27 protein-coding genes and 1 tRNA gene are annotated in these 26,159 nt (G+C 68.7%); 14 read left to right on the forward strand and 14 right to left on the reverse strand.

The window, feature by feature from the left end; all coding sequences use genetic code 11:
* The first annotated feature begins 73 nt into the window (after window positions 1–73).
* Together lspA and V6S85_RS07375 are read left to right on the forward strand one after the other, a co-directional pair.
* Complete coding sequence (gene lspA, locus V6S85_RS07370; RefSeq protein ID WP_116567902.1) at window positions 74–574, forward strand: signal peptidase II; 501 nt, start codon at window positions 74–76, stop codon at window positions 572–574.
* A gap of 126 nt (window positions 575–700) precedes the next feature.
* Window positions 701–1,270, forward strand: coding sequence for a DUF3035 domain-containing protein (locus V6S85_RS07375; protein ID WP_116567900.1), 570 nt, complete (start codon window positions 701–703; stop codon window positions 1,268–1,270).
* 73 nt (window positions 1,271–1,343) lie between these two features.
* On the opposite strand, the gene V6S85_RS07380 is transcribed toward V6S85_RS07375, so the two are convergent.
* From V6S85_RS07380 to V6S85_RS07400, 5 genes are all read right to left on the reverse strand, one after another.
* The gene (locus V6S85_RS07380; RefSeq protein ID WP_116567898.1) at window positions 1,344–1,655 is read right to left on the reverse strand and encodes a hypothetical protein; all 312 of its coding nucleotides are present in this window, start codon (window positions 1,653–1,655) and stop codon (window positions 1,344–1,346) included.
* A gap of 148 nt (window positions 1,656–1,803) precedes the next feature.
* Window positions 1,804–2,328, reverse strand: coding sequence for a DUF3617 family protein (locus V6S85_RS07385; RefSeq protein WP_334348528.1), 525 nt, complete (start codon window positions 2,326–2,328; stop codon window positions 1,804–1,806).
* An 82-nt stretch (window positions 2,329–2,410) separates the two neighbouring features.
* A complete protein-coding gene (locus V6S85_RS07390) occupies window positions 2,411–2,914 on the reverse strand; it encodes a bactofilin family protein (RefSeq protein WP_116567894.1) in 504 nt (167 codons plus the stop codon).
* An 88-nt stretch (window positions 2,915–3,002) separates the two neighbouring features.
* Window positions 3,003–3,347, reverse strand: a complete 345-nt coding sequence (locus V6S85_RS07395) for an Mpo1-like protein (protein ID WP_334348529.1) — start codon at window positions 3,345–3,347, stop codon at window positions 3,003–3,005.
* Between the two features lie 116 nt (window positions 3,348–3,463).
* On the reverse strand, window positions 3,464–3,961 hold the full coding sequence (locus V6S85_RS07400) for an Lrp/AsnC family transcriptional regulator (protein WP_116490685.1): 498 nt from the start codon (window positions 3,959–3,961) through the stop codon (window positions 3,464–3,466).
* 142 nt (window positions 3,962–4,103) lie between these two features.
* On the opposite strand from V6S85_RS07400, the gene V6S85_RS07405 reads away from it, so the two are divergent.
* Entirely contained in the window at window positions 4,104–7,550 is a 3,447-nt protein-coding gene (locus tag V6S85_RS07405) for an indolepyruvate ferredoxin oxidoreductase family protein (protein WP_334348530.1), read from the forward strand.
* Window positions 7,551–7,560: 10 nt separating this feature from the next.
* On the opposite strand, the gene V6S85_RS07410 is transcribed toward V6S85_RS07405, so the two are convergent.
* Window positions 7,561–8,379, reverse strand: coding sequence for a TonB family protein (locus tag V6S85_RS07410; protein ID WP_334348531.1), 819 nt, complete (start codon window positions 8,377–8,379; stop codon window positions 7,561–7,563).
* Between the two features lie 112 nt (window positions 8,380–8,491).
* Here V6S85_RS07410 and V6S85_RS07415 point away from each other — a divergent pair, with 112 nt between their 5' ends.
* The 4 genes from V6S85_RS07415 to V6S85_RS07430 all read left to right on the forward strand — a co-directional run bounded on the left by V6S85_RS07415 (window position 8,492) and on the right by V6S85_RS07430 (window position 10,637).
* A complete protein-coding gene (locus V6S85_RS07415) occupies window positions 8,492–8,803 on the forward strand; it encodes a hypothetical protein (RefSeq protein WP_334348532.1) in 312 nt (103 codons plus the stop codon).
* Entirely contained in the window at window positions 8,800–9,087 is a 288-nt protein-coding gene (locus V6S85_RS07420) for a type II toxin-antitoxin system RelE/ParE family toxin (RefSeq protein ID WP_334348533.1), read from the forward strand. Before V6S85_RS07415 ends, V6S85_RS07420 begins: the two co-directional genes overlap by 4 nt.
* The gene (locus tag V6S85_RS07425) at window positions 9,084–10,202 is read left to right on the forward strand and encodes an NAD(P)/FAD-dependent oxidoreductase (RefSeq protein WP_334348534.1); all 1,119 of its coding nucleotides are present in this window, start codon (window positions 9,084–9,086) and stop codon (window positions 10,200–10,202) included. The genes V6S85_RS07420 and V6S85_RS07425 overlap by 4 nt, the downstream gene beginning before the upstream one ends.
* A 66-nt stretch (window positions 10,203–10,268) precedes the next feature.
* The gene (locus V6S85_RS07430) at window positions 10,269–10,637 is read left to right on the forward strand and encodes a hypothetical protein (protein ID WP_101719401.1); all 369 of its coding nucleotides are present in this window, start codon (window positions 10,269–10,271) and stop codon (window positions 10,635–10,637) included.
* Between the two features lie 4 nt (window positions 10,638–10,641).
* Here the strand turns inward: V6S85_RS07430 and V6S85_RS07435 are convergent, their stop codons facing one another.
* Window positions 10,642–11,889, reverse strand: a complete 1,248-nt coding sequence (locus V6S85_RS07435; RefSeq protein ID WP_334348535.1) for a PQQ-dependent sugar dehydrogenase — start codon at window positions 11,887–11,889, stop codon at window positions 10,642–10,644.
* 124 nt (window positions 11,890–12,013) lie between these two features.
* On the opposite strand from V6S85_RS07435, the gene V6S85_RS07440 reads away from it, so the two are divergent.
* The 3 genes from V6S85_RS07440 to V6S85_RS07450 all read left to right on the forward strand — a co-directional run bounded on the left by V6S85_RS07440 (window position 12,014) and on the right by V6S85_RS07450 (window position 13,924).
* Entirely contained in the window at window positions 12,014–13,063 is a 1,050-nt protein-coding gene (locus V6S85_RS07440; protein ID WP_334348536.1) for a glycosyltransferase, read from the forward strand.
* A gap of 42 nt (window positions 13,064–13,105) precedes the next feature.
* A tRNA-Met gene (locus tag V6S85_RS07445) sits at window positions 13,106–13,182 on the forward strand.
* A 259-nt stretch (window positions 13,183–13,441) separates the two neighbouring features.
* Window positions 13,442–13,924: a protein activator of alkane oxidation PraB gene (locus V6S85_RS07450; RefSeq protein WP_334348537.1), complete on the forward strand. Its 483-nt coding sequence runs from the start codon at window positions 13,442–13,444 to the stop codon at window positions 13,922–13,924.
* A gap of 11 nt (window positions 13,925–13,935) precedes the next feature.
* On the opposite strand, the gene V6S85_RS07455 is transcribed toward V6S85_RS07450, so the two are convergent.
* Together V6S85_RS07455 and V6S85_RS07460 are read right to left on the reverse strand one after the other, a co-directional pair.
* Window positions 13,936–14,325: a helix-turn-helix domain-containing protein gene (locus V6S85_RS07455; RefSeq protein WP_116567875.1), complete on the reverse strand. Its 390-nt coding sequence runs from the start codon at window positions 14,323–14,325 to the stop codon at window positions 13,936–13,938.
* 134 nt (window positions 14,326–14,459) lie between these two features.
* On the reverse strand, window positions 14,460–15,362 hold the full coding sequence (locus tag V6S85_RS07460; RefSeq protein ID WP_116567873.1) for a PAS domain-containing protein: 903 nt from the start codon (window positions 15,360–15,362) through the stop codon (window positions 14,460–14,462).
* A gap of 262 nt (window positions 15,363–15,624) precedes the next feature.
* Here V6S85_RS07460 and V6S85_RS07465 point away from each other — a divergent pair, with 262 nt between their 5' ends.
* From V6S85_RS07465 to V6S85_RS07480, 4 genes are all read left to right on the forward strand, one after another.
* A complete protein-coding gene (locus V6S85_RS07465; protein WP_116490619.1) occupies window positions 15,625–16,050 on the forward strand; it encodes a TadE family protein in 426 nt (141 codons plus the stop codon).
* Window positions 16,051–17,700, forward strand: coding sequence for a pilus assembly protein TadG-related protein (locus tag V6S85_RS07470; protein WP_334348538.1), 1,650 nt, complete (start codon window positions 16,051–16,053; stop codon window positions 17,698–17,700).
* A 38-nt stretch (window positions 17,701–17,738) separates the two neighbouring features.
* A complete protein-coding gene (locus tag V6S85_RS07475) occupies window positions 17,739–18,110 on the forward strand; it encodes a hypothetical protein (protein WP_243410553.1) in 372 nt (123 codons plus the stop codon).
* A 96-nt stretch (window positions 18,111–18,206) separates the two neighbouring features.
* Complete coding sequence (locus tag V6S85_RS07480) at window positions 18,207–18,560, forward strand: PilZ domain-containing protein (RefSeq protein WP_116490620.1); 354 nt, start codon at window positions 18,207–18,209, stop codon at window positions 18,558–18,560.
* A 92-nt stretch (window positions 18,561–18,652) separates the two neighbouring features.
* On the opposite strand, the gene V6S85_RS07485 is transcribed toward V6S85_RS07480, so the two are convergent.
* From V6S85_RS07485 to V6S85_RS07505, 5 genes are all read right to left on the reverse strand, one after another.
* Window positions 18,653–19,084, reverse strand: a complete 432-nt coding sequence (locus tag V6S85_RS07485) for a helix-turn-helix domain-containing protein (protein ID WP_058348070.1) — start codon at window positions 19,082–19,084, stop codon at window positions 18,653–18,655.
* Between the two features lie 111 nt (window positions 19,085–19,195).
* Window positions 19,196–20,017: an acyl-homoserine-lactone synthase gene (locus V6S85_RS07490; RefSeq protein WP_116567871.1), complete on the reverse strand. Its 822-nt coding sequence runs from the start codon at window positions 20,015–20,017 to the stop codon at window positions 19,196–19,198.
* Window positions 20,018–20,311: 294 nt separating this feature from the next.
* Entirely contained in the window at window positions 20,312–21,040 is a 729-nt protein-coding gene (locus V6S85_RS07495) for a helix-turn-helix transcriptional regulator (RefSeq protein WP_116567869.1), read from the reverse strand.
* Window positions 21,041–21,204: 164 nt separating this feature from the next.
* A complete protein-coding gene (locus V6S85_RS07500) occupies window positions 21,205–22,728 on the reverse strand; it encodes a response regulator (RefSeq protein WP_116567867.1) in 1,524 nt (507 codons plus the stop codon).
* Between the two features lie 142 nt (window positions 22,729–22,870).
* A complete protein-coding gene (locus V6S85_RS07505) occupies window positions 22,871–25,873 on the reverse strand; it encodes a TonB-dependent receptor (protein WP_334348539.1) in 3,003 nt (1,000 codons plus the stop codon).
* Window positions 25,874–26,159 lie beyond the last annotated feature (286 nt).

Below are 26,159 nucleotides of genomic sequence, written 5' to 3' on the forward strand. Positions count from 1 at the left end.
AGCCTATGAGGCCCGCGGCCACCCCCACCCAACCCTCCCCCATCGAGGGGGAGGGCTCAGTTGGGAGCTAAACTTGAAGATCACCCGCCTGGGCTGGACCGCCTACGCCGTCGCCGTCGCCACGGTGGTGCTCGACCAGATCTCCAAGCTCTGGGTGCTGGGCCTCCTGGGCTCGGCCCAGGGCTCCAGCGCCTCGCTGCTGGGTCCGGTCAAGCTGACCATGGTCCATAACTACGGCATGAGCTTTGGCCTGCTGCGCGACCACGCCGAGTGGGGCCGCTGGCTGCTGACGATCTTCTCGGCGGCGGTGGTGGTTGGCTTGGGCGTCTGGGCGCGCAAGGCGGTGAGGCCGCTGACGGCGCTGGGCCTGGGCATGATCATCGGCGGGGCGATCGGCAACAACCTGATCGACCGGGTGATCTACGGCTACGTCGTCGACTTCATCGACGTGTCGCGACTCTATTTCCCCTGGGTGTTCAACGTCGCCGACTCGGGCATCTCGGTCGGGGTGGCGTTCCTGTTGCTGGACAGTTTCATCGGTGAAGAGAAGAAGCTGTCGCACCAGACGGAATAGGGGCCAAACCGGGGCTGAACGCCCAAGCAAGGCCACAAATTCGAAGGACATTGGCGCCCGCCTTCGGATGTCGTATCGAGGGCGTCCGATTTTCGGCCCCGGGGGCGGCCGCTGGAGCATGGGTTCATGAAGTTCAACCGGGTTGCGACCCTGAGCGTGCTGGCCGCCGTGGCCGCCACCGGTCTGGCCGGCTGCCAGTCGGCCTCGAAGGCCCTGGGCATGAGCAAGGTGGTCCCCGACGAGTTCCGCGTCGTCACCAAGGCTCCGCTCGTCGTTCCGCCGGACTATAGCCTGCGTCCGCCGGCGCCTGGCGAGCCGCGTCCGCAGGAACTGCAGCCGGAAAGCGCCGCGCGTCAGGCGCTGCTGGGCCAGAGCCTGGCCGCCAACCGCACCGACGGCGAAAAGCTGCTGGTTTCCAAGGCCGGCGTCGACAAGGCCGACCCGCTGATCCGCTTCGTCGTCGACGACGAGAACGGCGACCTGGCCCACAAGGACGAGAGCTTCGCCAAGAAGGTCATGTTCTGGCGCAAAGACGACAAGACCGCCGGCGCGGTGACGGCGGCGGAAGCCGGCGCCACGGCCCCGGTGCCGGTCGACGCGGCCGCCGAGGAGGCGCGCCTGAAGACCCTGACCGGCGGCGGCGCGATCATCATCACCCGCGACAAGCAGGGCAAGATCAAGCTGCCGGGCCTCTAAGCCCGGCGCTGACCAGTCTGAAAGATATTCGACGGCCCGGAGGTTCTGCTTCCGGGCCGTTTGCTTTGTGAGATCAGTCGCGAGACGTGCGTTCCAGGATGGCGCGCAGCGACTGGGCCTTCTGCGGCAGGTCGGACGACAGCCGCGAGGCCATCTCCCGAAGGCCGACCGCATAGGCCTCGCCGCCGTGGGCGATCTGTTCGGCGCGTTCGCCCAGCGCGATCAGGTCCCGTTCCAGGGCCTCGACTTCTTCGCGGGCCAGCTGGCGGGCTTCTTGTTGCAGGCGTTGCAGGCGCTGGGCCGTCGTCTCCGGCCCGCGGGTCAGGTTGTAGACTTCGGCGCCGGCGGTTTCTTCCGGCACGACGGTCAGATGCGGACCGCTCATTGTCATCGGCTCCTCGAACTCACGGAACCCCCATGCGATGACAATGAACCTACAAGCCTTGCTGTTCCTGTAAAAAAGCGACGTTCTCCGCGAAGCTCCGAGTTTGTGGCGCGGGCGCCACATAAGGTATTTTGGCTAAGCTCGGCGCCTATTCCTTGGGCTGCGGCGGCCCCTGATCGCCCTTGGCCTCGCAGGGGCCGACATAGACGCTCTCGCTGTGCAGCCGCATCGTCTTTGACGCGCCATAGGCCTGAACCTTCATTTCCAGGTCGGTCGTGGTGCGGGTCTGGAAGTCGCCTTTCACCACGCCGGCCAGGCTGTAGGTGATGGCGTCCTTGCGGCAGGTCAGCTCGAGGGTGAAGCCGTCGATGACCGGGGTGACCTGCGGCCGGCCGCAAGGGGCGGCCTTGGCGGCCTCGGCGGCGGGGTCGTGGCCCTCGCCGATGCATTGGGTGGTGCTCTGCTCGCCGCTGGGCGTGCCGGCGGTGGTCTTCCAGAGGCCGGCGCGCAGCGGCCTGGGCGGGCCGCCGGCCGCGGGCGCCGCCTCGCTTTCGGCCGAGGGCGTGTTCGCGCCGGCCGCCGGGGCGGCCGCCTTGTCGTCGTTGCGCGAACAGCCGGCGGCCGCCGCCGACAGGGCGGCGATCAGCAGGGCGAGGCGGGCGGCGTTGGTCATCGGCTACTGTCCCGAGAAGCGGGGCGCGGTCAGGCGCCTCGGTCCGAACAATACGCGGACGCGCCGCCCGGTTGCCAGGGGGTCAGCCGACGGCGGGCGCGTAAGTCGCGGGCGCGACCGGAGCCTGGGCGGCGGGCGCCGGGGCAGGGGCCGGCTGCGGCGCGGGGCGCGTGAACTTGACGCTGCGGCCCTGGAAGTCGGCGCCGCTCTCCATGGCCAGCTGCTCGTGGGCGATGTCGCCCTCGACCTTGGCCGTGCCGTAGAGGCGCACCTGGCGGGCCGCGACGGCCCCGATCACCTTGCCGTGGATCTCGACGGCCTGGGCGGCGATCGAGCCTTCCACGCGGCCGTTGGGGCCCAGCACCAGCTTGCCGACCTTGATGTCGCCCTGGACCACGCAGTCCAGGTGCAGCTCGCCGTCGCCCGACACGTCGCCGCGGATGGTCAAGCCCTGGGCGATCAGCGAGGCGGGCTTGGGGCGCGGCGGCGGGGCCGGAGCGGCCTGGGCCAGCGGCGCGGGCGTCGGAGCGGCCGCCAGCGGCTCCAGGGCCAGCGGGGCGGGGGCGTCTTTCTTCTTCTGGAACATGAGGCGGCGGCTTTCTCGAATTGGGTCGCTTGCCAGCTTGAGCAGCAAGCGCGGCGCCAGTCGGAAAGCCTCGTCTCGGTTTTCGCCGTCACCAGGGGCGGCGGGCCGCCACGGTTTCGAAGAACAGCCGGAAATCGCCCATCAGGCTGTAGAGCGGATAGGAGAAGGTGGCCGGGCGGTTCTTCTCGAACACGAAGTGGCCGACCCAGGCGAAGCCGTAGCCGACCAGCGGCGCGGCCAGGAAGAACCACGGGCTGACCGTGAAGCCCATCACCAGGCTGACGATGACCAGTCCCGTGCCGACGACGTGCAGCCGGCGGCTGGTGTGGTTGAGGTGTTCGGAGAGATAGAAGGGATAGAAGTCGGCGAAGGTGCGATAGCGCTCCTCGCCCGCGGCGCGGTGTTCGCCGGCTTGGTCGGCGTGCTGGCCCATGGGGCGTGTCCTCCCGGTCGATGTGGCTCGACCTTGCGCCTAGGAGAGGACGGTCCGTCTTCGGATGCAAGGGGTCTCGTCGAGGGCGGCCCCCACCGCCCTCGAACGAACGCGCCTCAGCTCAGCGGGCTGACGTACGGGCTGACCAGGCCCAGCGGCACGGCGGTCGAGTTCTTGACGCCGCGGATGACGATACGGCTCTCGATGTTCGACACCAGGCCCAGCGACAGGATCTTGTCGCGCAGGAACTCGTCGAAGGCGTGCATGTCGCGGGTGACGATGCGCATCTCGTAGTCGGCCGCGCCGGTCACGGTGGCGCACTGCACCACCTCGGCCCACTTGGCGACCGCGTGCTCGAAGGTCTCGAGGTTTTCCTTGGTCGGCAGCGACAGCTTCACGGTGCAATAGACCTCGAAGCCCAGGCCCAGCTTTTCGCGGTCCAGGATGGTCACGCGGCGCTGGATGACGCCGGCGTCTTCCAGCCGCTTGATGCGCCGCCAGCACGGGCTGGAGGACAGCCCGACTCGCTCGGCGATCTCGGCGACGGACAGTCCGGCGTCGTGTTGGATGAGATCCAGGATCTTGGCATCCACGGCGTCGAGTTGTTCGGACAAGAATTCCTCCCCCCAGAGGGTGTTTGACGCGTCGATCTTGCGCAAAGCCCGCCCGAGTCGGGCACGCCTTGGGCAAACAATTTCCGCGCTTCTATAAGATATTGCCTTACGGGCGAAAAGACCCGGGAGGAAAATTTTTGCCATGCGGCACTCGGAAGTCACGCTCGACGACAAATATGTGCTCGAAGATGGTCGCGCCTTCATCACTGGCGTGCAGGCGCTGCTCCGTGTGCTGCTCGATAGAAAGCGCCTGGACCGACTCGCTGGGTTGAACACCGCCGGCTTCGTGTCGGGCTATCGCGGCTCGCCCCTCGGCGGCCTCGACCAGCAGGCCGCCCGCATCAACAAGCTGCTCACCGCCCACGACGTGGTCTTCAAGGAAGGCCTGAACGAGGACCTCGCCGCCACCGCGGTCTGGGGCAGCCAGCAGGCCAACCTCTTCCCCGGCGCGACGCACGATGGCGTCTTTGGCATGTGGTACGGCAAGGCGCCGGGCGTCGACCGCACCGGCGACGTCTTCAAGCACGCCAATTTCGCGGGGACTTATCCCACCGGCGGCGTCCTGGCCGTGGCCGGCGACGACCACGCCTGCAAGAGCTCGACCCTGCCGTCGCAGTCGGAGTTCGCCTTCCAGGACTTCGAGATCCCCGTGCTGTCGCCCGCCGACGTGCAGGAGGTGCTGGACTACGGCATCCTGGGCATCGCCATGTCGCGGTTCTCGGGGCTGTGGACCGGCCTGATCGCCCTTGCCGACACGATGGACTCGGGCGTCACCATCGACGTGTCGCTGGGCCGCCACCAGGCGGTCATTCCTGATTTCGCCATGCCGCCCGGGGGGCTGGGCATCCGGCTGAAGGACCAGCCGATGGAGAAGGAGCGCCGCCTCCGCCTCCACAAGATCCCCGCCGCCCTGGCCTTCGCCCGCGCCAACCAGATCGACCGCGTGGTGCTGGGCGCCTCGCACGTGAAGGTCGGCAAGGCCCGCCTGGGCATCGTCTGCCAGGGCCAGGCCTACAAGGACGTGCTGGAAGCCTTCTCGGCCATGGGCATGAGCCTGCAGGAGGCGGCCGACCTGGGCGTCTCGGTCTACAAGGTGGGCATGCCCTGGCCGCTGGAGCCGCTGGGCCTGCGCGCCTTCGCCGCCGGTCTCGAGACCCTGATGGTCATCGAGCACAAGCGCGCCCTGATCGAGCCCCAGGCCCGAGCCGCGCTCTATGACCTGCCCGCCCAGGCCCGCCCGCGCATCATCGGCAAGACCGACGAGAAGGGCCATCCGCTGCTGTCTGAGCTGGGCTCGCTGTCGGTGGCCGAGATCGCCCTGGCCATCTATGACCGCCTGCCCGACGGACCGCATATGGAACGGGCGCGGGCCTACCTGAACCGCGTCTCGGCCGCCGGCGTCGCCGCGGTCAGCCTGGCCTCGGACCAGGCCCGCAAGCCGTTCTTCTGCTCGGGCTGCCCGCACAACACCTCGACCAAGCTGCCGGAAGGCAGCCGGGCGCTGGCGGGCATCGGCTGCCACTACATGGCCGGCTTCAACGACCCCTCGACCGACCTCAACACCCACATGGGCGGCGAGGGCCTGACCTGGGTGGGCGCCGCCCCCTTCACCACCGAGAAGCACGTCTTCCAGAACCTGGGCGACGGCACCTACAACCACTCGGGTTCCCTGGCCATCCGGGCCGCCGTCGCGGCCGGGGCCAACATCACCTACAAGCTGCTGTTCAACGACGCGGTGGCCATGACCGGCGGCCAGCGCGCCGAAAGCGGCTTCACCCCGGCCCAGATCACCCGCCAGCTGGCCAGCGAGGGTGTCACCAAGACGGTCATCGTCGTCGACGAGCTGGAACGCTATGCCGGGGTCGCCGACCTGGCCCCCGGGGTCGAGGTGTTCCCGCGATCCGAGCTGATGACCGTGCAGAAGGCCCTGCGCGACACGCCCGGGACCACGGTGCTGCTCTACGACCAGACCTGCGCCACCGAGAAGCGCCGCCGCCGCAAGCGCGGGACCATGGCCAAGGCCACCCAGAAGGTCTTCATCAATCCGCTGGTCTGCGAAGGCTGCGGCGACTGCTCGGTGAAGTCCAACTGCGTGTCGGTGGAGCCGCTCGACACCGCCTTCGGCCGCAAGCGCAAGATCAACCAGTCCAGCTGCAATCAGGACTATTCGTGCCTGGAGGGCTTCTGCCCGTCTTTCGTGACCCTGGAAGGGGCCGAGAAGGCCGGGGAGAAGGTCAAGCCCGCGCCGCTTTCGGCCGACTCCACGCCTCTGCCGGCGTTCGAGGAGTTCCACGGCGTTCGCCGCATCATCTTCACCGGCGTCGGCGGGACCGGGGTCACGACCGTGGCCTCGATCCTGGCCATGGCCGCCCACGTCGACGGCCGCGCCGGCAGCGTGGTCGACATGACGGGCCTGGCCCAGAAGGGCGGCTCGGTGTTCAGCCACGTCAAGATCGGCGAGACCGAGGAGACGGTGGTCGGCGGCCGCGTGCCCGCCGCCAGCGCCGACGTGCTGATCGCCTGCGACCTGCTGGTGGCCGCCAGCCCCGAGGCCCTGGCGCTGTACGCCAAGGACCGCACCATGGCCTTCGGCAACAGCGACTTCGCGCCGACGGCCGACTTCGTCACCAGCCGCGACGTCAAGTTCGACGGCGGGGCGATGGCGCGCCGGGTCAAGGCCGCCACCAAGGCCTTCGACGCCTGCCCGGCCCAGCGCCTGGCCGAGGCCCGCTTCGGCGACGCCATCTACGCCAACATGATCATGGTCGGCTTCGCCTGGCAGCGCGGGGTGATCCCGGTCTCCAGCCGCGCCCTCTATCGCGCCATCAAGCTGAACGGCGTGGACGCCGAGGCCAACCTGCAGGCCTTCGAGCTGGGCCGCCAGATCGCCTTCGACCCGGCCGCGGCCGGCGACAAGCCGGTCGCGGTCGTCACGCCCGAGACCGAGCCGCTGGACGCCCTGATCGCCCGCCGGGTCGAGGACCTGGTCGCCTACCAGGACGCTCACTATGCCGCCCGCTACGCCGAGCGCATCGCCAAGGTCCGGCATGCCGAGGTCGCGGTGGTCGGGGAGGGGGCCGAGCTGCCGCTGACCCGCGCGGCGGCGACCAACCTCTACAGGCTGATGGCCTACAAGGACGAGTACGAGGTCGCCCGCCTATATACCGACGGGCGCTTCGCCCAGGAACTGGCCGGAACCTTCAAGGGCGGCAAGGCCAAGGTCTGGCTGTCGCCGCCGCTGATCGCGCCCAAGGGCAAGGACGGCAAGCCAAGGAAGATCGCCTTCGGCGGCTGGATGCTGGACCTGGCCTTCCCGGCCATCGCCCGCATGAAGGGCCTGCGCGGCGGGGCCTTCGACATCTTCGGCAAGACCGAGGAGCGCAGGATGGAGCGCGGCCTGGTCGCCGACTACGAGGTCACGCTGGACCGCCTGACCGCCGGCCTGCGTCCGGAGAACAAGGCCCTGGCGGTGAAGCTGGCCCAGGTTCCGTCCGAGATCCGCGGCTACGGCCACGTCAAGGAAGCGGCGGTCGAGAAGGCCAAGGTCACGGCGACCAGGCTGTGGGGCCAGTGGGAGGGAGCGGCCTGAGGCCTCGGGCTCAGGGCTTGGTCGACGGGCTGAGGCGGCTGGCGTCGACCGCCCGCCGCAGCACCGGCCAGTTGAACCGCAGCATGACCCGGCCTTGAGCCAGCGGGGTCTTGTCGTCGGCTTTGGCCTTGGCGGTGAACATCCCGGCCAGCTGGTCCATGGCGTTCAGCTGCGCGTCCGTCGGTTCGCCGAGGGGCTCGCAGCCGTCCAGCTGGCGGTCCGGGCGCGTGGCGCACATCAGTCCGGTGACGGGAGGGCCGCCGTCGACGCTCCGCACGGCGAGCGCGGTGTCTTCCAGATAGGGCTGCCTGTCCCAGGACAGGTCGTGCAGGTCGCAGCGCTGGTCGGGCGCGGCCTTGGTCCCACAGGCGATCTTCCCGCCGGCCTTGGTCGGCGTCATCAGATAGGCGCGTCGGCCGGCGACGTATTCCAGGGTCGAGGGGGCCACGGCGTTGGGCGCGCCCCAGCTGATCGGGATCGCCACGACGGCCCCGGTCAGGGCTTCCGGGGGCGCCTTGCGCGGGTCGAAGCCGAACTTCCGCACGACCTTCAGCGACGCCTCGCCGAAGGCGGGCTCGGATTCGGCCAGCACCACGCAGTCGGCGACGCCGCCCTTGGGGGTGAGCAGGCATTCCAGCACCGCCGCCCCGCCGCGCTCGGCGTCCATGGCCGCGCGGGGATAGGCCGCCGCCATGTCTCCGCCTTCGGGCTTGCGGTTCCAGATGACCTGGTCGCCGGTCAGTCGATGATAGGCCGGCGTTTGCGCCTGCGCGGTTGCGCCCAGCAGGGCGAAGGGCAGGGCGATGGCGGACAGGACAAGGACGCGCATGGACATTGAGGCTCCGGACACAATCTCCGGCTGATCACGTCGCACGCTCTTTGGCAATGGCCAAGCTTGCGAGCGGATGGCGCGGGCAGGGGTTCGTGCTAGGCTTCCAGCCATGAACAGGCCTTTGCAGAAAGCCCATCTGGTTTCCGTGAACCTGCCCGCCAGCGCCGTCGAGGCGCTGGATGCGCGGGTCGCGGCCGGGGAGTTCGCTTCGCTGGACGAGGCTGTGACGGCGGCGTTGCTCGAACTCGAGCATTTCCGTGCGGTCGATCTTCTGGGCGGAGAGGCCGCATTCAATGCGCTCGCCGAAGAGGTCGAGGCTGATCCGAGCGCGGGTATGGGCGAGGTCGACGCCTTCGAGTTCCTTCATGCCCTGAAGAGCAGGTACGAACAGATGGCGGCCGCCCGGGGCGATAGGGCTTGAGGCCTGTTCGCCTGAGCGCTTCGGCCGCGAAGGATATCCAGGGCGTCGGCGACGATCTCGCGGCGGATCAACCTCGCGCCGCTTCGGATTTCGTCGCTCACCTGCTGCAGCGCCGTCAAAGTCTCGCGAATGCACCGGAAGGGTATGGCCTGAAGCCAGCCTGTGGCGCGAACGTTCGGGGCGTGACCCTTCCTACCTACATCATCCTCTACCGCATCCTTGAGCGGGACATTCTCATTCTCGGCGTCCGGCACGGGGCGCGTAAGCCGGTGGCGTTCAAATGACCGACTTCGATTTCGACGCCGTGGTGGTGGGCGCGGGCGCCGTGGGGCTGGCCTGCGGCTACGCCCTGGCGCAGCGGGGACTGGTCGTGGCGGTGCTGGAGGCGCAGGGCCACATCGGCCAGGGCGTGTCGTCGCGCAATTCCGAGGTGATCCACGGCGGGCTCTACTATCCGACCGGTTCGCTGAAAGCCCGCCTGTGCGTGCAGGGGCGGCGGCGGCTCTACGCGTTCCTCGACGCCCACAAGGTGGCCTACAAGAAGTGCGGCAAGCTGGTGGTGGCCACCAGCGACGACGAGATCGCCCGCCTCGACGCCATCTGGGACCAGGCCCTGGCCAACGACGTCGAGGGCATGGAGCGGTTGTCCGGCGCCCAGGCCGTGGCGCTGGAGCCCGGCCTCAACGCCCACGCCGCCCTGCTGTCGCCCGAGAGCGGGGTCTTCGCCAGCCATGACTACATGCTGGCCCTGCACGGCGAGATCGAGGCCGCCGGCGGAGCGGTGGTGCTGGGAACGCCTTTCGAGGGCGCGGCCCCTCTGGAGGCCGGCGGCTTTTCCGTGCGGGCCGGCGGCGCCGAGCCGACGACCCTGACCTGCCGCCTGCTGGTCACCGCGCCGGGGCTGTCGGCCCAGGACGTGGCGGGCAGCATCGACGGCTTTCCGAAGGACCAGATCCCGAAGGCCCACTTCGGCAAGGGCGTCTATTTCCGGCTGACCGGAAAGGCGCCTTTCCAGCGCCTGGTCTATCCGCCGCCGATCCATGGGGCGCTGGGCACCCACTATCGCAACGACATGGGCGGCCAGGCGGTGTTCGGACCCGATCTGGAGTACGTGCCCGCGCCCGACTACTCGGTGGACCCGAACCGGGCCGAGGCCTTCGCCGCCTATATCCGCAAGTTCTGGCCGGGCCTGCCCGACGGCGCGCTGACGCCCGACTACGCCGGCGTGCGTCCCAAGATCCATGGCCCGGGCGAGCCCCAGCCCGACTTCCAGCTGCGCGGCGCCGACACGCACGGCCTGCCTGGCCTGGTGGCGCTGTTCGGCGTCGAGAGCCCCGGTCTGACCAGCAGCCTGGCCATCGGTGAGGCCGTCGCGGATATGCTGGGCGACCCGCTCTAAGTCGGCTGGCTGACACCAAACCCCGTGTCGCGCGTTAGCCGAAGAGGCTGTTCGACGGAGAGGGCGATGGTGGACGATTTCATCGACAGGTTGACTTCGCGCCTGGTGCGCGGCGCAGGTCTGGTCATGGCGGCGGCGATAGCCGCGATTTCGGGCGCGATGGCGGTGTTCGCCTTCCTGGCCTCACTGGTCGGCGCGGCCTGGGCCCACGCCATCGTCGCGGCGATCGCGGCGGCGGTGGTGGCGATCTGGGCGCTGGCCCAGTCCAACCAGCAGGCCAAGGAGCGCAAGGCCCCCATCGAGGAGCGGGTGGCCGACATCATCCTGGCCCATCCGACCGCCTCGTTCCTGGCGGGCCTGGCCGCGGGGGCTCTCGTCAAGGGTAAGCCGTCCGAGGCCCGCAAGGCCTGGCGGGCCCGCCGCGAGGTGGACTAGAGGCTCAGCCCTTCGGGACGATCCGGATCACCTTGCCGTCGTCCTCGTCGGTCACAGCCCAGACGGCGCCATCGGGACCGACGACGACATCGCGGATGCGCTCGCCGAACTCGGCGGCGATGCGCTCCTCGCCGACCACCTTGTCGCCGTCCAGCGTCAGGCGGGCGATGTGGTGCTCCTTCAGCGAGCCGACCAGCAGGCTGCCCTTCCAGGCGGGGAACAGGGCGCCCTCGTAGAAGGCCATGCCCGAGGGCGCGATCACCGGATCCCAGTAGTAGATCGGCTGTTCCAGGCCTTCCTTGGCGGTGATCCCGTCGCCGATCGGCTTGCCGGAATACTCCTCGCCATAGGTGATGCTCGGCCAGCCGTAGTTCTTGCCGGCGCGGGGAATGTTGAGCTCGTCGCCGCCCTTGGCGCCGTGCTCGACCGTCCACAGCTCGCCGGTCTTGGGATTGATGGCGGCGGCCTGCAGGTTGCGGTGGCCGATCGACCAGATCTCGGGCTTGGCGCCGGCCTGGCCGGCATAGGGGTTGCCTTCGGGGGGCGAGCCGTCGGGCTTGATCCGCACCACCTTGCCCAGCGTGCCGTCCAGGTTCTGGGCCTGGCGACGGCCTTCGAGGATCGAGCGCTCGCCGGTGGTGACGAACAGGTTGCCGTCGCGGGCGAAGACCAGGCGCCCGCCGAAGTGCAGGGCCGAGGCCAGGGTCGGGGTCTGGCGCCAGATGACCTGCACGTTCTCGAGCTTCGGCGCGGTCCCGGGGACCAGCTTGCCGCGGGCCACGCTCGTGCCGTTGCCGCCGTCGCGCGGCTCGGCGTAGCTCCAGTAGACGAGGCCGTTCTCGGTGTAGTGCGGATCGATCGCCAGGCCCAGCAGGCCGCCCTGGCCGTTGACGTCCACCGCCGGCAGGCCGGTCACGGCGGGCGACAGCTTGCCGTCCTTGGCCAGGATGCGCAGGCGGCCGGCGCCCTTCTCGGTCACCAGGGCCGAGCCGTCGGGCAGGAAGGCGATGGCCCACGGATGGTCCAGCCCCTTGGCCACGACCTGCACCTGGTACTCGACGCCGGCGGCCTTGAGGGGCGCGCGGGTCTGGCCGGCGAAGGCCGGCTTCTGGTCGGGAGCGTTGGCGGCGCGGGTCTCGACCGGGCCGCCATCGGCGGTGACCGCCGGGGCGCTGCTGTCTTGAGCCTCGCCGGGGCCGCAGGCGGCGATGGCGAGCAGGGCGGAGGCGGCGAAGATCATGGATGAACGCATGGGGGGACCATAACCGCCTTTTCCTCCGCCGGGCGAGGGGGAGGGGGCATTTCTCTCCCTCCATTGACACCGTGGGCGGCGCGGGGAAGTTTCCGGCCTCCCCCGTTCGTTTCGGAGCCCGCCCTTGACCGCCATCCTGCACGCCATGCTGGGCAAGGGTCTGGGCGGCCTGGAGCAGGTGTTCCTCGACTATCAGCCGATCCTCGAGGCCTGGGCCGCGCGCCGGGGCGGGATCTGCGCGGGCGTGGTCCGGGCCGGCGGAGCGGTGGCCAAGGCGCAGGCGGGGCGTACCCCGCCGCTGCTGTCGATGCCCGCCCATACCGATTGGGACCCGCTCACCCTGGGCGCGGCCAGGCGGATCGTGCGGGCGGTGAAGCCGGCGATCATCCTCAGCCACGGCCAGCGGCCGGCCCGCCTGTTCGAGAAGGCCGCGCCGGAGGCGACGCGCCTGGCCATCTGCGTCCACAAGCCGGCGTTCGACGTCGAGACCACCCGCACCGACTATATCTGCGTCGGCCGCCACCTGGCCGAGCTGGCGGTCGAGCGCGGCGTCCCGGCAAGCCGCGTGCACTTCGTGCCCAACGCCGTGAAGATTCCCACGACGCTGGCCCAGCCGTTCGCCCAGGCCGGCCGGCCGCCGCGCATCGTCGCCGCCGGTCGCCTGCACCCCAAGAAGGGCTTCGACGTGCTGGTCGCCGCCGCCGCCCTGCTGCGCGACCGGGGCCTGGCCTTCGAGGTCGAGATCGCCGGCGAGGGCGACGAGCGCGGCAAGCTGGAGGGCCTGATCGCCGAGCATGGCCTGGGCGATCGCATGCGCCTGGTCGGCTGGCGCGACGCCTCGGCGTTCCTGGCTGCCGGCGACGTCTTCGCCTTCCCGTCCTACCAGGAGGGTTTCCCGCTGGTGCTGCTGGAAGCCATGGCTGTCGGCCTGCCGGTCGCCGCCAGCGCCATTCCCGGGCCCGACGAGATGATCGTCGAGGGCGCCAGCGGCCGCCTGCCGCCGCCCGGCGACGCGGCGGCCCTGGCCGACGCCCTGGCGGACCTGATCGCCGACCCGGTCGCCTCGGTCGCTTTCGGCCGAAAGGCCCGCGAGGCGGTCCTGGCCGACTACGGTCCCGACAGCCTCGCCAGGCGTTTGAGCGCAGTTGTGGATGAGATCGCAAACCGGGCTTGAAGCCCGCCCCGGTTTGCGCTTATAAGCCCGCTCCGCTTCGGCGGCTGGGTAGCTCAGATGGTTAGAGCGGTGGATTCATAACCCACAGGTCGGCGGTTCGATCCCGCCCCCAGCCACCAACGGTTCCTCCCGACAATTCGTTGTATTCGTTTTGCTTCCAGATCGGTTGCGGCGAAATCGGCTTGGCTTTTGAAGCCTTGGACGATCTGTCCATCCACTCCGTTCCAGCGTACGCCGAGACGCCGGTCGCGAGCGGTTCGCCGCCCTGGCCGATCGTGGACCGCGACGCGCGCCCCCTGGGTTGAGCGGCTTATTGCCAATAACTTATAGTAATGTAAGTATCGGTAGAGGATAACAACAACGCGTGGGGAGTTAAGCGTGATCAAGTGCGCCGCCGTCCTGTCCGCCGTCCTTGCCCTCGCGACCGCGGGCGCCGCCAGTTCGGCTTCGGCCGCGACGTTCACGCCCAGTCCCGTCGCGAACTTCACCCTGAGCGGAAACCTGACGGTATCGCACCCGCAGGCCACGAGCGTCGATTGCTCGGTCGAGATGACGGGCAGCATCGACACCAGCGGCGCCACGGCGGTGATCTCCAGCGTGGCCATCCAGCCCGGCGACTGGGCATGCGGCTATCTGCTGACGGCCAGCGGCACGCCCTGGATCGTTCTGCCGACCAGCACGTCTTCGGTGATGATCTGGATGGGCTTCACGTCGCCCTGGACCTGCGGCGGCGCGACGACCGCCAGTTGGACGAACGGGGCGCCGAGCACCGTCACCTTCTCGGGCGCGACGGTCCCGGGATCGCCGGGATGCAGCGTCACCGGCACGCTCACCGCCTCGCACTCCGTGACGATCATGTAAGCCAGGCGGGGTCAGCCCGCCGCCTGCTCCTCGGCCACGTACACCGTCGCCAGGCGGAAGAGCTCGTTGCGCACCGGTTCGGGCAGGGCGACGGCGGCTTCCATGAACGAGCCCGCTTCGCGCAGGCTCATGAAGCGGGCGATCAGGCTTTCGCCGCCGCCGGCGACGACGTCTACGCCCTCGAACAATGCGCCGACGGGCAGCGACAGCGCCCGGGCCACCTCGACCAGTTTCGAGGCGCTGACGCGGTTCTCGCCGGTCTCGTACTTCTGGATCTGCTGGAAGGTCAGGCCCAGGGCCCTGCCAAGTTCCTCCTGCGAGACGCCGGCCGCGCGGCGATGGGCGCGGATCATCGCGCCGACGTGCCGGTCGATCGGGTGCGTGGGAGGCGGGGTCGCCATGACGTTATTTCCGTATACGAAAATCAACGTTTTGGCTTTGCCTCGCGGGCGTCGAAAATACAAGCGCGCAGGGTAAAACGCCCGAGCGAATGTTCCGTTCGGTCAAGTTCGATCGGGGCCCGGGCCTGGCCTTGTCAGGTCGACAGCACCGCCAGCACGCCTTCGGGAACGCCGTCGCGGCGCACGGTGGCCAGGGCCAGTTCGATGGTGCGCTCGGCCCCGTCCTTGATCAGCAGGGTCACGGGCAGGCGGGCGGGGGCGTCGCCCTGCAGCGCATGCTCGACGGCCTGGGTCAGGGCGCGGCGCTCGGCCGGGCGGACGATGTCGCTGAGCCGGCAGTCGCGCAGCTCGGCCTCGGAGAAGCCGGTCAGCCGCAGGAAGTCGGCGTCCATCGAGGTCAGCACGCCGCGGATGTTGAGGCGGGCCGTGGCCACGCCCGGCAGCACCGAGAGGGCGGTTTCCAGCGCCGCGGCGCGGTCCAGGCGGGCGCGCAGGTCGCGTTCCTCGGTGCGATTGACGAACAGAGCCGCCACGCCGCCGGGGTAGGGGAACACGCGCACGCCGAAGCAGCGGCCCGACTGCACCGTCGATTCCGACTCGAACTCCAGCGTTTCGCCGGTGCGCAGCACGCGGCGGAACTGCTCGCCGATCAGGGCCTGCACCGGGGCGCTGAACACCTCGGTCCAGGCCAGGCCGACCAGTTGCGCCGCGCTAGCCCCCTTGAGGTCCTCGAAGACGGCGTTGACCGCGGTGATTTTGAGGTCTGGATCGAGCGCGACGAAGGCCTCGTTCAGATGCCCCAACACCGCCGAGCGGGCCGTCTCGGCGGTCTGCAGGGCGGAATCGTTGTCGAAGCCGGCCGGTCCTTCGGCCAGGCCCGCGGCCGCGTAGTGCTCGGCCGAGATCATCACCACCCGTGGTCGGCCGTGGTGAGTCACGATTACCGGTCCAGACAGGGCTACGTCCTGCCACTGACCGAAATTCCTGCTGATTTCCCCGGCGGTCACCCTGGCCGGCGCGACGTCGCGCGACTTCATGTCACCCTCTCCAGATCCACGCAAAATCCGGACGCTCCGCAATCGCTGAAACAAACTCTCGGAATGGTTGGTTGGTTGCGACTTAAAGTTACCGCCACGCGAGTCTGGGGACAACAGTGTTATCCCAGCGGCACAACGTCGCACTAAGGCCAAGTTCCCAACTACGCGAACTTCAAATAACGCGGATTTTCCGTAAGAACTCGCCGACAGCCAAGGTCGACTTACGCTTACGCCGCAACCGAAGGGATGTGCGGAGGCGTAGATGCGCAAACAGCAGTTCTTCCAGAAGTTCGGCGCGGACCGGACCGGGACCGCCCTGGTCGAGTTCGCCCTCGTGTGCCCGATGCTCATCATGCTCGTGGTGGGCATGCTCGGCTGGGGCGCCTATTTCTGGATGGCCCACTCGGTGCAGCAGGTGGCCAACGACGCCGCGCGGGCGGCGGTGGCCGGGCTGACCGGGGCCGAGCGCGCCTCGCTGGCCAAGGCCGCCGTGACCGAGGGCATCGCCGACTATTCCGCCCTCGACACGACCCTGGTGAAGACCACCGTCACCGAACGTTCCGACCGCACCGTGGTGTCGGTCTCCTACGACGCCTCCAAGACCGTCGTCTTCGCCTTCGCCAAGATCGCGCCGATGCCGTCGAGCATGATCACGCGCCAGGCGTCGGTCCGTCTGGGGGGCTACTGAATGATGCGCCGTTGGCTTCGCGACCAGAAAGGGGGCGTGGCGATCATCGCCGCCGCGACCCTGACGGGCGGCGTCGGCCTGGCGGCCCTGGCCGTCGACGTGGGCTCGGTCTACCTGCAGTCGCGCCGTCTGCAGGGCGTGGCCGACCTGGCGGCCCTGGCCGCCGCGAGCGATATCGCCCGCGCCCAGGCCGCGGCCAACGCCACGGTCGAGATCAACCCGATCGGCGGGGCGGTCACCGCGCAGGTCGCGCGCGGCCGCTATGATCCCAGCGCGACCGGCGGCCCCAGCCACCGCTTCAAGCCCGGCGAGGTCGATCCCGACGCCGCCCGCGTGGTTCTGGACGGCGAGGCCGACCTGTTCTTCGGCCAGGCCCTGTTGGGCAAGAAGAAGATCCCGATCCGCCGTCAGGCCACGGCCACGCGCGCCGACCTCGCCAGCTTCTCGATCGGCACCCGCCTGGCCAGTCTCGACGCCGGGGTGGCCAACGCCCTGCTGACCGGCCTGACCGGCAGCAAGGTCAGCCTGTCGGTCATGGACTACAACGCCCTGGCCGACGCCGACGTCAATCTGTTCAACTATCTCGACGCACTGGACACCAAGCTGGGGATCAACGCCGCCAGCTACGACGACCTGTTGGCCACCGACGTTAAGACCGGCAAGGCTCTGTCGGTGCTGGCCGACGTGCTGAACGCCGCCGGCGACAGCCGCGCCGCCAGCGCCGCCACGGTGCTGGCCTCGGCGACGGCCTCCAGCCAGAGCGTCAAGCTCAGCACGCTGGTCGACCTTGGCCCCTACGGCCGCCAGGACCACGTGGCCGGTGGCTCCAGCGCGGGGATCGGCACCGACGCCATGCAGTTGGCCAACGCCATGTTGATGCTGAGCAACGGCGCCCGGCAGGTGCAGCTGGACCTGGGCGCGGCCGTTCCGGGCCTGGCCGATGTCGACGCCTGGCTGGCCATCGGCGAGCCGATGAACAACTCGCCGTACATGACCGTGACGCAGGACAAGTCGGTGGTGATCCGCACCGCCCAGACGCGGCTCTATGTCGAGGCCAAGCTCCTGGGATCGGGCATCCTGGGCGGCCTGGCCCAGATCAAGGTTCCGCTGCTCGTCGAGCTGGCCTCGGGCGAGGCCAAGCTGGCCGCGCTGGACTGCAAGGCCCGCACGACCACGCTGGCGGTCAAGCCCAGCGTCGGCTCGGTCTCCATCGGCCAGGTCGACACCAGCAAGCTCAACAACTTCAAGGTCGGCCTGACCCCGACCAAGGGCCGCATCGTCCAGGCCCCATTGTTCACCGTCGACGGCTCGTCGAAGGTCGACCTGGGCGGCGCGACGTTCCGCAATGTCGTGTTCAGCAGCGCCGACGTGGCGGCCGGCACGGTCAAGACCGTGAAGACCAGCGACCTGGTGTCGACCACGGTGGCCACCCTGATCGGCAACCTCTCGCTGGACGTCCACCTGCTGGGCCTGCAGCTGGGCCTGGGTGAGTCGTCGATCCTGGCCGCCCTGAAGCCGCTGCTGGCCGCCGCCGCCTCGCCCCTCGACGTGGCGATCAACCGCCTGACCGCCCTGGTCGGCGTGGGCCTGGGCGAGGCCGATGTGCGGACCAACGGCATGCGCTGCGGCGCTCCGGCCCTGGTGGCCTGATGAGTTCTAACCCCGAGGAAGGAAAGCGTAGTTCAGTGATGTCCAGGAAGTCGTCGCAGCAGCAGGGACAGGTTCAGGCGCCAGCACAAGGCGGGGCGGGGCAGGGGAGTTCGTCGTGGCCGGGGCTCGGGGATGCGCCCGAGGATGCGCCGTCCGGGCCGTTCGGCCGCCGAGGTGTCTCCGACGCCGAGCTGTCTACGCCGTCGGTGTTGCATTCGGACTTCCAGCCGCCCAGCATCCGCGCGCGCCTTCACGTGCTGTGCGCGCTCTACGCCCACACGCCCTCGCCCTCGCGCCGTCTGGAGCTGCTCGACAGCCTCGAGGGCCAGGTGCTGGAGCTGGCGCACCTGATGGCGCTGGACCTGCTGAACAACGGCTGGCGGCCCGAGCCGGGGCGGGACGCGGCCTGAGCCGGCGCCCAAACCATCCACGGCCAAGCTTAGGTAAACGGCGGAAAAACCGTCTAAACCGACGACCGATTAACCGCGCCGTGCGTTGTTGGGGTCATGTCGAAGTTTGATTCAGGCACGGGGGCCGATCGTCGCGCTGCGCCGCGCCTGAACACCAACAGGTCGGGCAAGGTGCTGTGCGGAGCCTTCGCCTGGGACTGCGTGATCAAGGATGTCTCGGACGGCGGCGCGCGCATCCTGATGCTGTCGGGGTCGACCCCGCCGGCCAACGTGCAGCTGGTGGACCTGGTCGGCGGCTTTGCTCACGACGTGAAGGTGGCCTGGCGCAAGGACCGCGAACTGGGCCTGACCTTCCTGCGCAGCCACGACCTGCGGGGGCTGGCGCCCGCCAGCCTGCAGACGGCCAAGCGGATCTGGCTGGCGGCCCAGAGCCGGGCCAGCACCGGCTGAGCGCGCCCTGGCCTACATGGATGGCCCATAGAAAAAGCCTCGCCTGGGGGGAGGCGAGGCTCTTCTAAGCTTTTACTCGATGATCGCGAGGATCAGGCGTCGGCGCGGGCGGCTTCCTCGGCCATGGCGCGGACGAGGTCCAGGACCTGGCGGCGGACGCGGCCGCGATTGATCTTCGGGAACACCTCGGCCAGTTCCAGGCCTTCCGGCGTGGTCAGGAATTCCTGAACGACGCGTTCGGCGTGGTGACCGACTTCGTCCTCTTCGGCGCCGCTCATCGGATCGGCGAGACCGTCGAAGAAGAAGGACACCGGCACTTGCAGGGTGCGGGCGATCTCATACAGTTTCGAAGCGCTGACGCGGTTGGCGCCGCGCTCGTACTTTTGGACCTGCTGGAACGTCAGGCCCAGGGAATCGGCCAGTTGTTCCTGGCTCACGCCCAACAGCTTGCGACGCATACGGACTCGACCGCCGACGTGCAGATCGACCGGGTTGGGTCGCCGGCCTTCGGTTTCTTCACTCAACTTTTTCGCCTCCAACGGTTGTTTGTGTAAAATGACACGACCGGGGCGTAGGCGAAAGCCGAGCTAGGGCAGGTGCGGCGCTACGTCGCTGAGGTGGAGCTTGGGCTCCGCCTAAGCGTTAAGCTGAAACTCCGATTTCCGACCGCGATCGTTCCAGATCCGCCGAGCTTGGCCGCTAGCGTCGTGCAAGCGGAAAAGCGCTTCGGCGGAAAGGGTTTCGTCACGCTCCGAACCCGGAAGAATCTGGGGCGTCATCGCCCGCAGCACCTGACGCTGCACGGCGGCGAGATCGCCGAAGGCCCGCAGGTCGAGTTCGTCGACGTGATAGCCGACCGTCGATTCGATGGCGATCGATTCGCGCACCCGCTGCAACAGTTCTTGCGACAGGGGAATTTCCGAGCCGGCGACGATTCCGAACTCGTAGGGGCGCGGCAGTCCGACCAGGCGCGTGTCGATCGGCGAGTTCATGATGCCGGGGTACAGCGCCATGTCGATCATGCCGACGAAGCGGGTGACGTTGTTGACCAGCGCCAGCTCCATGGCCGCGGCCCAGGCCTCGAACACCCGGGTCCCCCGACCCGGACCCTTCTTGGCGCGATAGGCCTCGGTGGTGAACAGACGGCTGGCCTCCCAGACGTCGTGACCCTTCTTGGGGGCCTCGTCCGGCGCGATCAGGTGGGCGAACTTGTCGGCCAGCATGCAGCGGTCGTCGGTGGGCCGCAGGCGCAGGCCGACCTCCAGCTGCATGTCGTCGTCGAAGCCCAGCAGGTAGATGGCACGCGAGTCGTCGTAGTCGTCGACTTCGCCGCCATCGAGCACGACCAGGTCGACCCAGCCGTTCTTCTCGACGCACTGCTTGCGGCGTTCCTCGTGCATGGCCCAAAGCTGGGGCCCGTAGAGGTGTCGGTTCTCGCAGGTGATGATGTGGATCATGGCTGTCCCCCGTTCTGGACAGCCCGCATTAGGCGGCATGATCCGCCCAATCACCGATAGGCCAAACGGCCTATGCGACGCGCCGCCCCAGTCCGTGAGGCCATTACCAATGATGGGGGAGGGCGCTTCTGTGCGCTGACGCACACCCTGGCGCAAAAGGGCCTGGCCAGGCAATGCAGCGCACGCGCCAAGCGATATGTCGAACACCTAACAGATGATCGATGCGCATTCAAGGTTGTGAAATTTCATATTCCAGCGTTACGCGCGCATTCCGATCCGCACGTGGCGGGGCGGTCACTCGGCCTTCAACAGGCCCAGTTCGCCGGCCTTCATCACCGCCTCCTGCCGCTTGACCACGCCCAGGCGCTTCTTGGCCGCCTCGACATGGTGGTGGACGGTGCGGGGCGAGAGTTCGAGGATCGCCCCGATCTCCCAGTCGGTCTTGCCGCGGCTGGCCCAGTAGAGGCACTGGGCCTGGCGCTCGGAGATCACCCCGTACTCGGGATTGTCGTCCTGCAGTTCCCAGTGCTTGAGCATGATGGTGCCGAACACCGTGGCCAGGCTTTCGACCACGGCGCGGCTGGCCGGGTCGGTGTCGGGCGCGGCCGTGGCCATGCGGATTAGCACCTCGTGGCCGGCGGGGCCGAATACGCGCACGACATAGCCGTCGTTCATGCCGAACTCGGAGGCCTCGCCCCACATGGCGTGGGCGCGTTGGTCGCCCAGGGGCTTGGCGTCGGTCCAGGCGAACGACTTGGAGGACTTCAGCAGCAGCTTCACGCAGGGATCGTGCACCACGTAGCGCTCGCCCCAGTACCGGGAGTCCCAGGCCTCGAAGTCCTGGCGCGACAGGGCCGGCGGCTCCTTGCCGTAGCGCTCGGCGTTGACCAGGGTGGCGGCGAAGCGGTCGTAGCCGAAGGCGGCCAGGGCGCGCCCGAAATGGGCTTCGACCTCGGCCGGCGCGCCATAATGCGGCGCCTTGCTCAGGAACTCCCAAGCCTGCTGTTCGGCCGAATTCAACACGACGCGATGGTCTCCCGCTCCTTCATCAACTTAGAGGTGCTGAAGCGGCGACGCCAGTAGCGGCGGCGATGTGTCGCGGACATTACTCAAGCCAACACTTTGGACAACTTTTGGTCGTCCAGCTTTCGCTATGGTTGAAGTCTCTTATACTGGCCTCGAAGGGCTCAGGCGGCTTCCTGCTCGTCCTCGCCGGCCAGCAGGGCGCTGAGCACGATGGCCAGGCGCTCGGGCTTGATCGGCTTTTCGACTACGTCCTGCATGCCGGCCGCCAGATAGACGGCGACGTCCTCGGGACCGGCGTTGGCGGTCAGGGCGACGATCGGGGCGGCGCCGGCCGGGCCGGGCAGCTCGCGGATGGCGCGGGTGGCGGCCACCCCGTCCATGCGCGGCATCTTGATGTCCATCAGGATCAGGTCGAAGCGGCCGGTGCGGGCGGCCTCGACCGCCTCCACGCCGTCGGCCACCTGCTCTGAGGTGCAGTCGAACATCTCGCACAGCGCCTCGGCGACCATGCGGTTGGTGGCGTTGTCGTCGACGATCAGGATGTGGGCCGGGCGGGCCGAGACGCTGAGGTCTTCCTCGTCGTGGGTCTCGACCTGGGCGGCCGGGGCGGTGAGGGCGAAGCGCAGGGTCAGGCCGGCGCCGCGATTGGGCTCGGCGCGCACCTGGCCGCCCATCTCGCGCAGCACGCGGTGGGCCAGGGCCATGCCCACGCCCAGGGCCATTTCGGCGCGGTCGTCCATGCGGCCTTCACCCAGCGGGTCGAACACGCGGGCCAGGCGTTCCTCGGCGGTCACGGCGGCGGCGTTGTCGCGCACGTCGCCTTCCAGGCGCAGGCGGCCGTCGTCGAGGCGGGCCCGCAGGCTGGCCTCGATCACGCCGCGGCCATGGGCCAGGGCACCGTCGATCAGGGCGTCGAACACCTGCAGCAGGCGCGAGGGGTCGACCAGGGCGGCGGCCTCGGGGTCGCCGTCATAGGAGAATAGGAGGGTCGAGCCACCCTCGGCGGCGCGCGGGCCCCAGCGGGCCTCGACCGCGTCGGCCAGGTCGCGCAGGCGGGTCGGCGCGGGCGACAGCGACAGGCCGCCGGTCGCGGCCCGGTGCAGGTCCATGGCCCGGCCCAGGATCTCGCTCATGTCGCGGCTGGTGTCGCTGATGGCGCGCACGCAGGCGGCCGCGTCGGGCGCCAGGCGCTGCTGTTCCAGCCGGTCGGTGAAGGCCTGGACGCCTTCCAGGTGCAGGCCGATGTCGTGCGCCATGCGCTCGACCAGGCCCATGGCCTCGCGGGCTTCGCGCTGCTTGCGGCGATGCGAGGCGAGCAGGGAGGCCAGGCCGCCGACGCCGACATAGAGGCCGTCCTCGTCGGTGGCGACGAAGGCGGTGCGGAAGACGGGGGTTGCGCTCTGGGCCAGGGCGTCGACGAAGACGCCGGGCTCCATCGCCACGCGCACGCTGCGCGGCTCGGGGTCCATGACCTCCGAGATCGGGCGTGCGTTCAGGTGTTCGGCGGCGACCAGCATCTGGCCGACGAAGACGTCACGATAGACCAGGCCGATGGGCGCGCCGTCCTGCGTCACCGCCAGGGCCGCGAGGGCGGGTTCGCTCGCGAAGATCTCCAGCACCGTCCGGCAGGACGTGCGGGGATCGACCGGGTCGCGGCGATCGATGAGGCGGGCGAGCGTTTCCATGCGGCCGGGGGCTGGTCGTCGGGGAATTCACAGCTTGGACGACTTGGCCTTGCAGAGTCGTTAAGTCACAGCGCTGAAAGCAGAAGGGGCGGCGGATTGACATCCGCCGCCCCCGTCTCGAGCCGATCCGGCCCGATCAGGTTCACCAGGTCTTGGTCAGGCTGACCCCGTAGAGGCGCGGTTCCAGCGTGTAGACATTGGTGAACAGGCCCGAGGTGTCGTCGGTGGTGTAGGCGTCGGTGATCGGCGTCTTGTTCAGCAGGTTCTTCACATAGGCGTCGATCGACAGGCCAAGCTCCGGCTTCTCGATCTTGAGCGTCAGGTTGACGTTCTCCCAGGATTTCAGCCGGTCGTACTCGGTGTTGTAGATGCGGGCGTACTGCTCGCTCTGGCGGTAGTAGTCGCCGCGCACCGTGGCGGCCCAGCCGGACGGCAGGTCCCAGGTGTACTGGGCGCCCAGCGACAGGGTCCAATGCGGCGAGTTGGGCAGTTCGTTGCCCGACAGGTCGGCGGCGCGGCCGTCGATCGAGGCCCCGGCCGCGTAGTTGTAGAGGCCCACGCCGTTGGCCAGGGTGTTGGCCGTCAGCGCCACCGTCACCAGGCCGGTGGCCTGGGCGGGGGTGAAGCCCTGCGAGATCAGCGCCCCGGCCAGGGTCGAGGCCCCGGCCGCGGGGCCGCCGGCCGCCGCCAGGATGGTCTGCACCGCCGTGGCCTGGGCCGCGGTCAGGCCCGCCCCGCCCGAAGCGGTGGGCAGGGTGTAGAGGGTGTTGGCCAGGTTGCTGTAGTAGCTGCTGGCGCCAGTGCCTGGGCCGGCGCAGGCCAGCGGCAGGGTGCCGCCCAGGCCCGACCCGATGATGGTGGCCACGCCGGCGGTGGTCAGGACGCAGTTGCTGCCCAGCGCCGCGGTCGGCCGGGCGGCCTTGACCAGGGTCAGGGCCGGGTCGCCCTGGGTGCGGTTCATCACGTCGATCGAGGACACGCCGTCCTTGATCTTGGTGTTCAGGTAGCCGACGTTGGCGTTGAGGCGCAGGCCCTTGACCGGCTGCCACAGGGTTTCGAGTTCGACGCCCCAGACGGTGGCGTCGATGTTCTCGTTGACCGAGGTGCGGTTGACGATCTTCGAGATCTGGTAGCCCTGGTAGTCGTAGTAGAAGCCGGTGGCGTTCAGCAGCAGGCTGCCGCCCAGCAGGGTGTTCTTGGCCCCGATCTCGTAGGCGTTGACGAATTCCGGCTGGTAGGTCGCCGCCACGCCGGCCACGCCGATGGCCCCCGGCGGGTTGGCGCCGCCGCCCTTGTAGCCCTTGGAATAGAAGGCATAGAGCAGGGTCTCGTCGGTGAACAGCAGGTTGGCCTTGTAGTCGAAGCCCAGGCGGCCGGTCAGTTCCTTGAAGTCCGACTTCTGCTGCGCCGGCGTACCGGTGATCAGGCCGTAGCCGGGGGCGAGCAGGGCGGTCGAGATGTTGTCCGAGGTCTTCTTGTCGTGGGTCTGGCGCAGGCCCAGGGTGAACTTCAGGTCCTCGCTGGCCTGCCAGTAGACCTCGCCGAACAGCGCCGTGGCCTTCAGGTGGTAGGGCGTGCGGTTGTCGAAGTAGTTGTGGCCCTCGCCCGTCGGGTTGGGCGAGGTGTCGATGCCGATGCAGTTGGCCGTGGTGGTCGGGTTGCAGGTCGGGTTGCCGGTGTTCTGGAAATTCAGCGCCAGGGCCGAGATCGTCAGGCCGTTCGAGACCACGTAGTAGTCGGTGACGCCGCGGTAGTCGAAGTAGATGCCGCCGATGTTGAAGTTGATCGGGCCGTCGAAGGCCGACTGCAGGCGGAATTCCTGGCTGATCTGCTTGGCGTTGGATTTCGAGATGTCGTAGGTCAGGAAGGTGTTGGCCGTGCCGGTCTGCGGGTCGGTGAAGTTGCCGCCCGGGGTCAGGGCCGTGTTGTTGAACGTGCCCGGTGAGATGTTCCGGAAGTAGTCCTGCTTGGAATAGATGTCGCCGGTGCTGATCGAGCTCAGCGACGTGAAGGTCAACTGGTCGGTGATGTCGTAGGCGAAGTTGAACTGGTAGACGTCCGAGGTCGACCGGTAGATCGGGTCGAAGCGGGTCTCGATCTCGCGCAGGTCGCGGGTCACCGTGTCGCCGGCGTTGAGGTCGCCGCTGGTGAAGCCCACCAGGTTGCCCAGCACGCCGTACAGCGTGCCCGAGGTGTTGACCGTGCCGTAGGCGGCGTTGCTGTAGAGGCTGGCCGAGGCGCAGCCTTGCGTCAGGTAGCGGCGCGACGTGCCGGTGGCGACGCCGCCGACCGTGGCGGGGCCGTCGTCCTTGGTGCAGAGCTGCTTGCCGATACGGGCGCGGTTGTCGTCTTCCTTGAAGTGCTCCCACATCAGGTTGACGCGCAGGCGCTCGTTCGGGTTCACCGCCAGGCTGACGCGCGTGGAATAGAGGTCGCGGTCGTCGACCTTGTGGTTGTTGAAGGTGTTGGTGACGAAGCCGTCGCGCTGCACCAGGGCGCCCGCGATGCGCAGGGCCATCTTCTCCTCGACGATCGGGATGTTGACCATCCCGCGCACCTTCTTGGTGTCGTAGTTGCCGTACTCGACGCGGCCCAGGGCCTCGAAGCGGTCGGACGGCTTGGCGGTGATGATGTTGACCACGCCGCCGGTGGCGTTGCGGCCGTAGAGCGTGCCCTGCGGGCCGCGCAGCACTTCCACCCGCTCGACGTCGTAGAACTCGGCCTCGAACAGGTTGCTGGCCTGAAGCGGCGCGTTGTTGACGTGCACGCCCACGCCGCTGTCGGCCGAGACGCCGACGCCCTTGGAGCCGATGCCGCGGATCTGGAAGTTGAAGCTGTTGGTGAAGTTGCTCTTGCCGAAGCTGACGTTCGGAATGGCCTGCTGCAGGTTGGGGCCGCCGTCGATCTTCTGGGCTTCCAGGCTGTCCTGGCTGAAGGCCGAGACCGCGATCGGCACGTCCTGGAGGGCTTCCTCCTTCTTCTGGGCCGTGACGACCAGTTCCTCGATCACGTTGTCGGAGGCCGGCTTGGCCGGAACCTGAGTCGGCGACTGGTTTTGGGCAAAGGCCGGAACGGCCACGGCGGTCAGCACGGCGGCCGAAGCGCCCATGGCCAAGAGGCGCCGCAAGCGCGGGGTCTGCGTCATTCGAAATCCCTCCCTGGACGCGATGACGCCTTGTCGGCGGCCCCTATCCGCGTCCCGTTGTTTCCTCGTCGCCGCACGTTTTCATTGTCGTATCTCCATTGCGGAGATCGGCGCGCAGGTGTCCGGCAGACCTGCTTCGACTTTGCGAGATTGCATACTTGCGTTCTTTGGCTGTCAACTGGCGGCGCTGTAAGTAAACAGCGATAGGTTACGGCTTTTCACTTTCCGCAACGTCACCCAATTGTTGAAAGTTCGCTTTTCAGCAGAAATTAGAAAAACGGGTGTA

The organism is Caulobacter sp. CCNWLW153, from assembly GCF_036889365.1.
GTDB lineage: Bacteria > Pseudomonadota > Alphaproteobacteria > Caulobacterales > Caulobacteraceae > Caulobacter > Caulobacter radicis.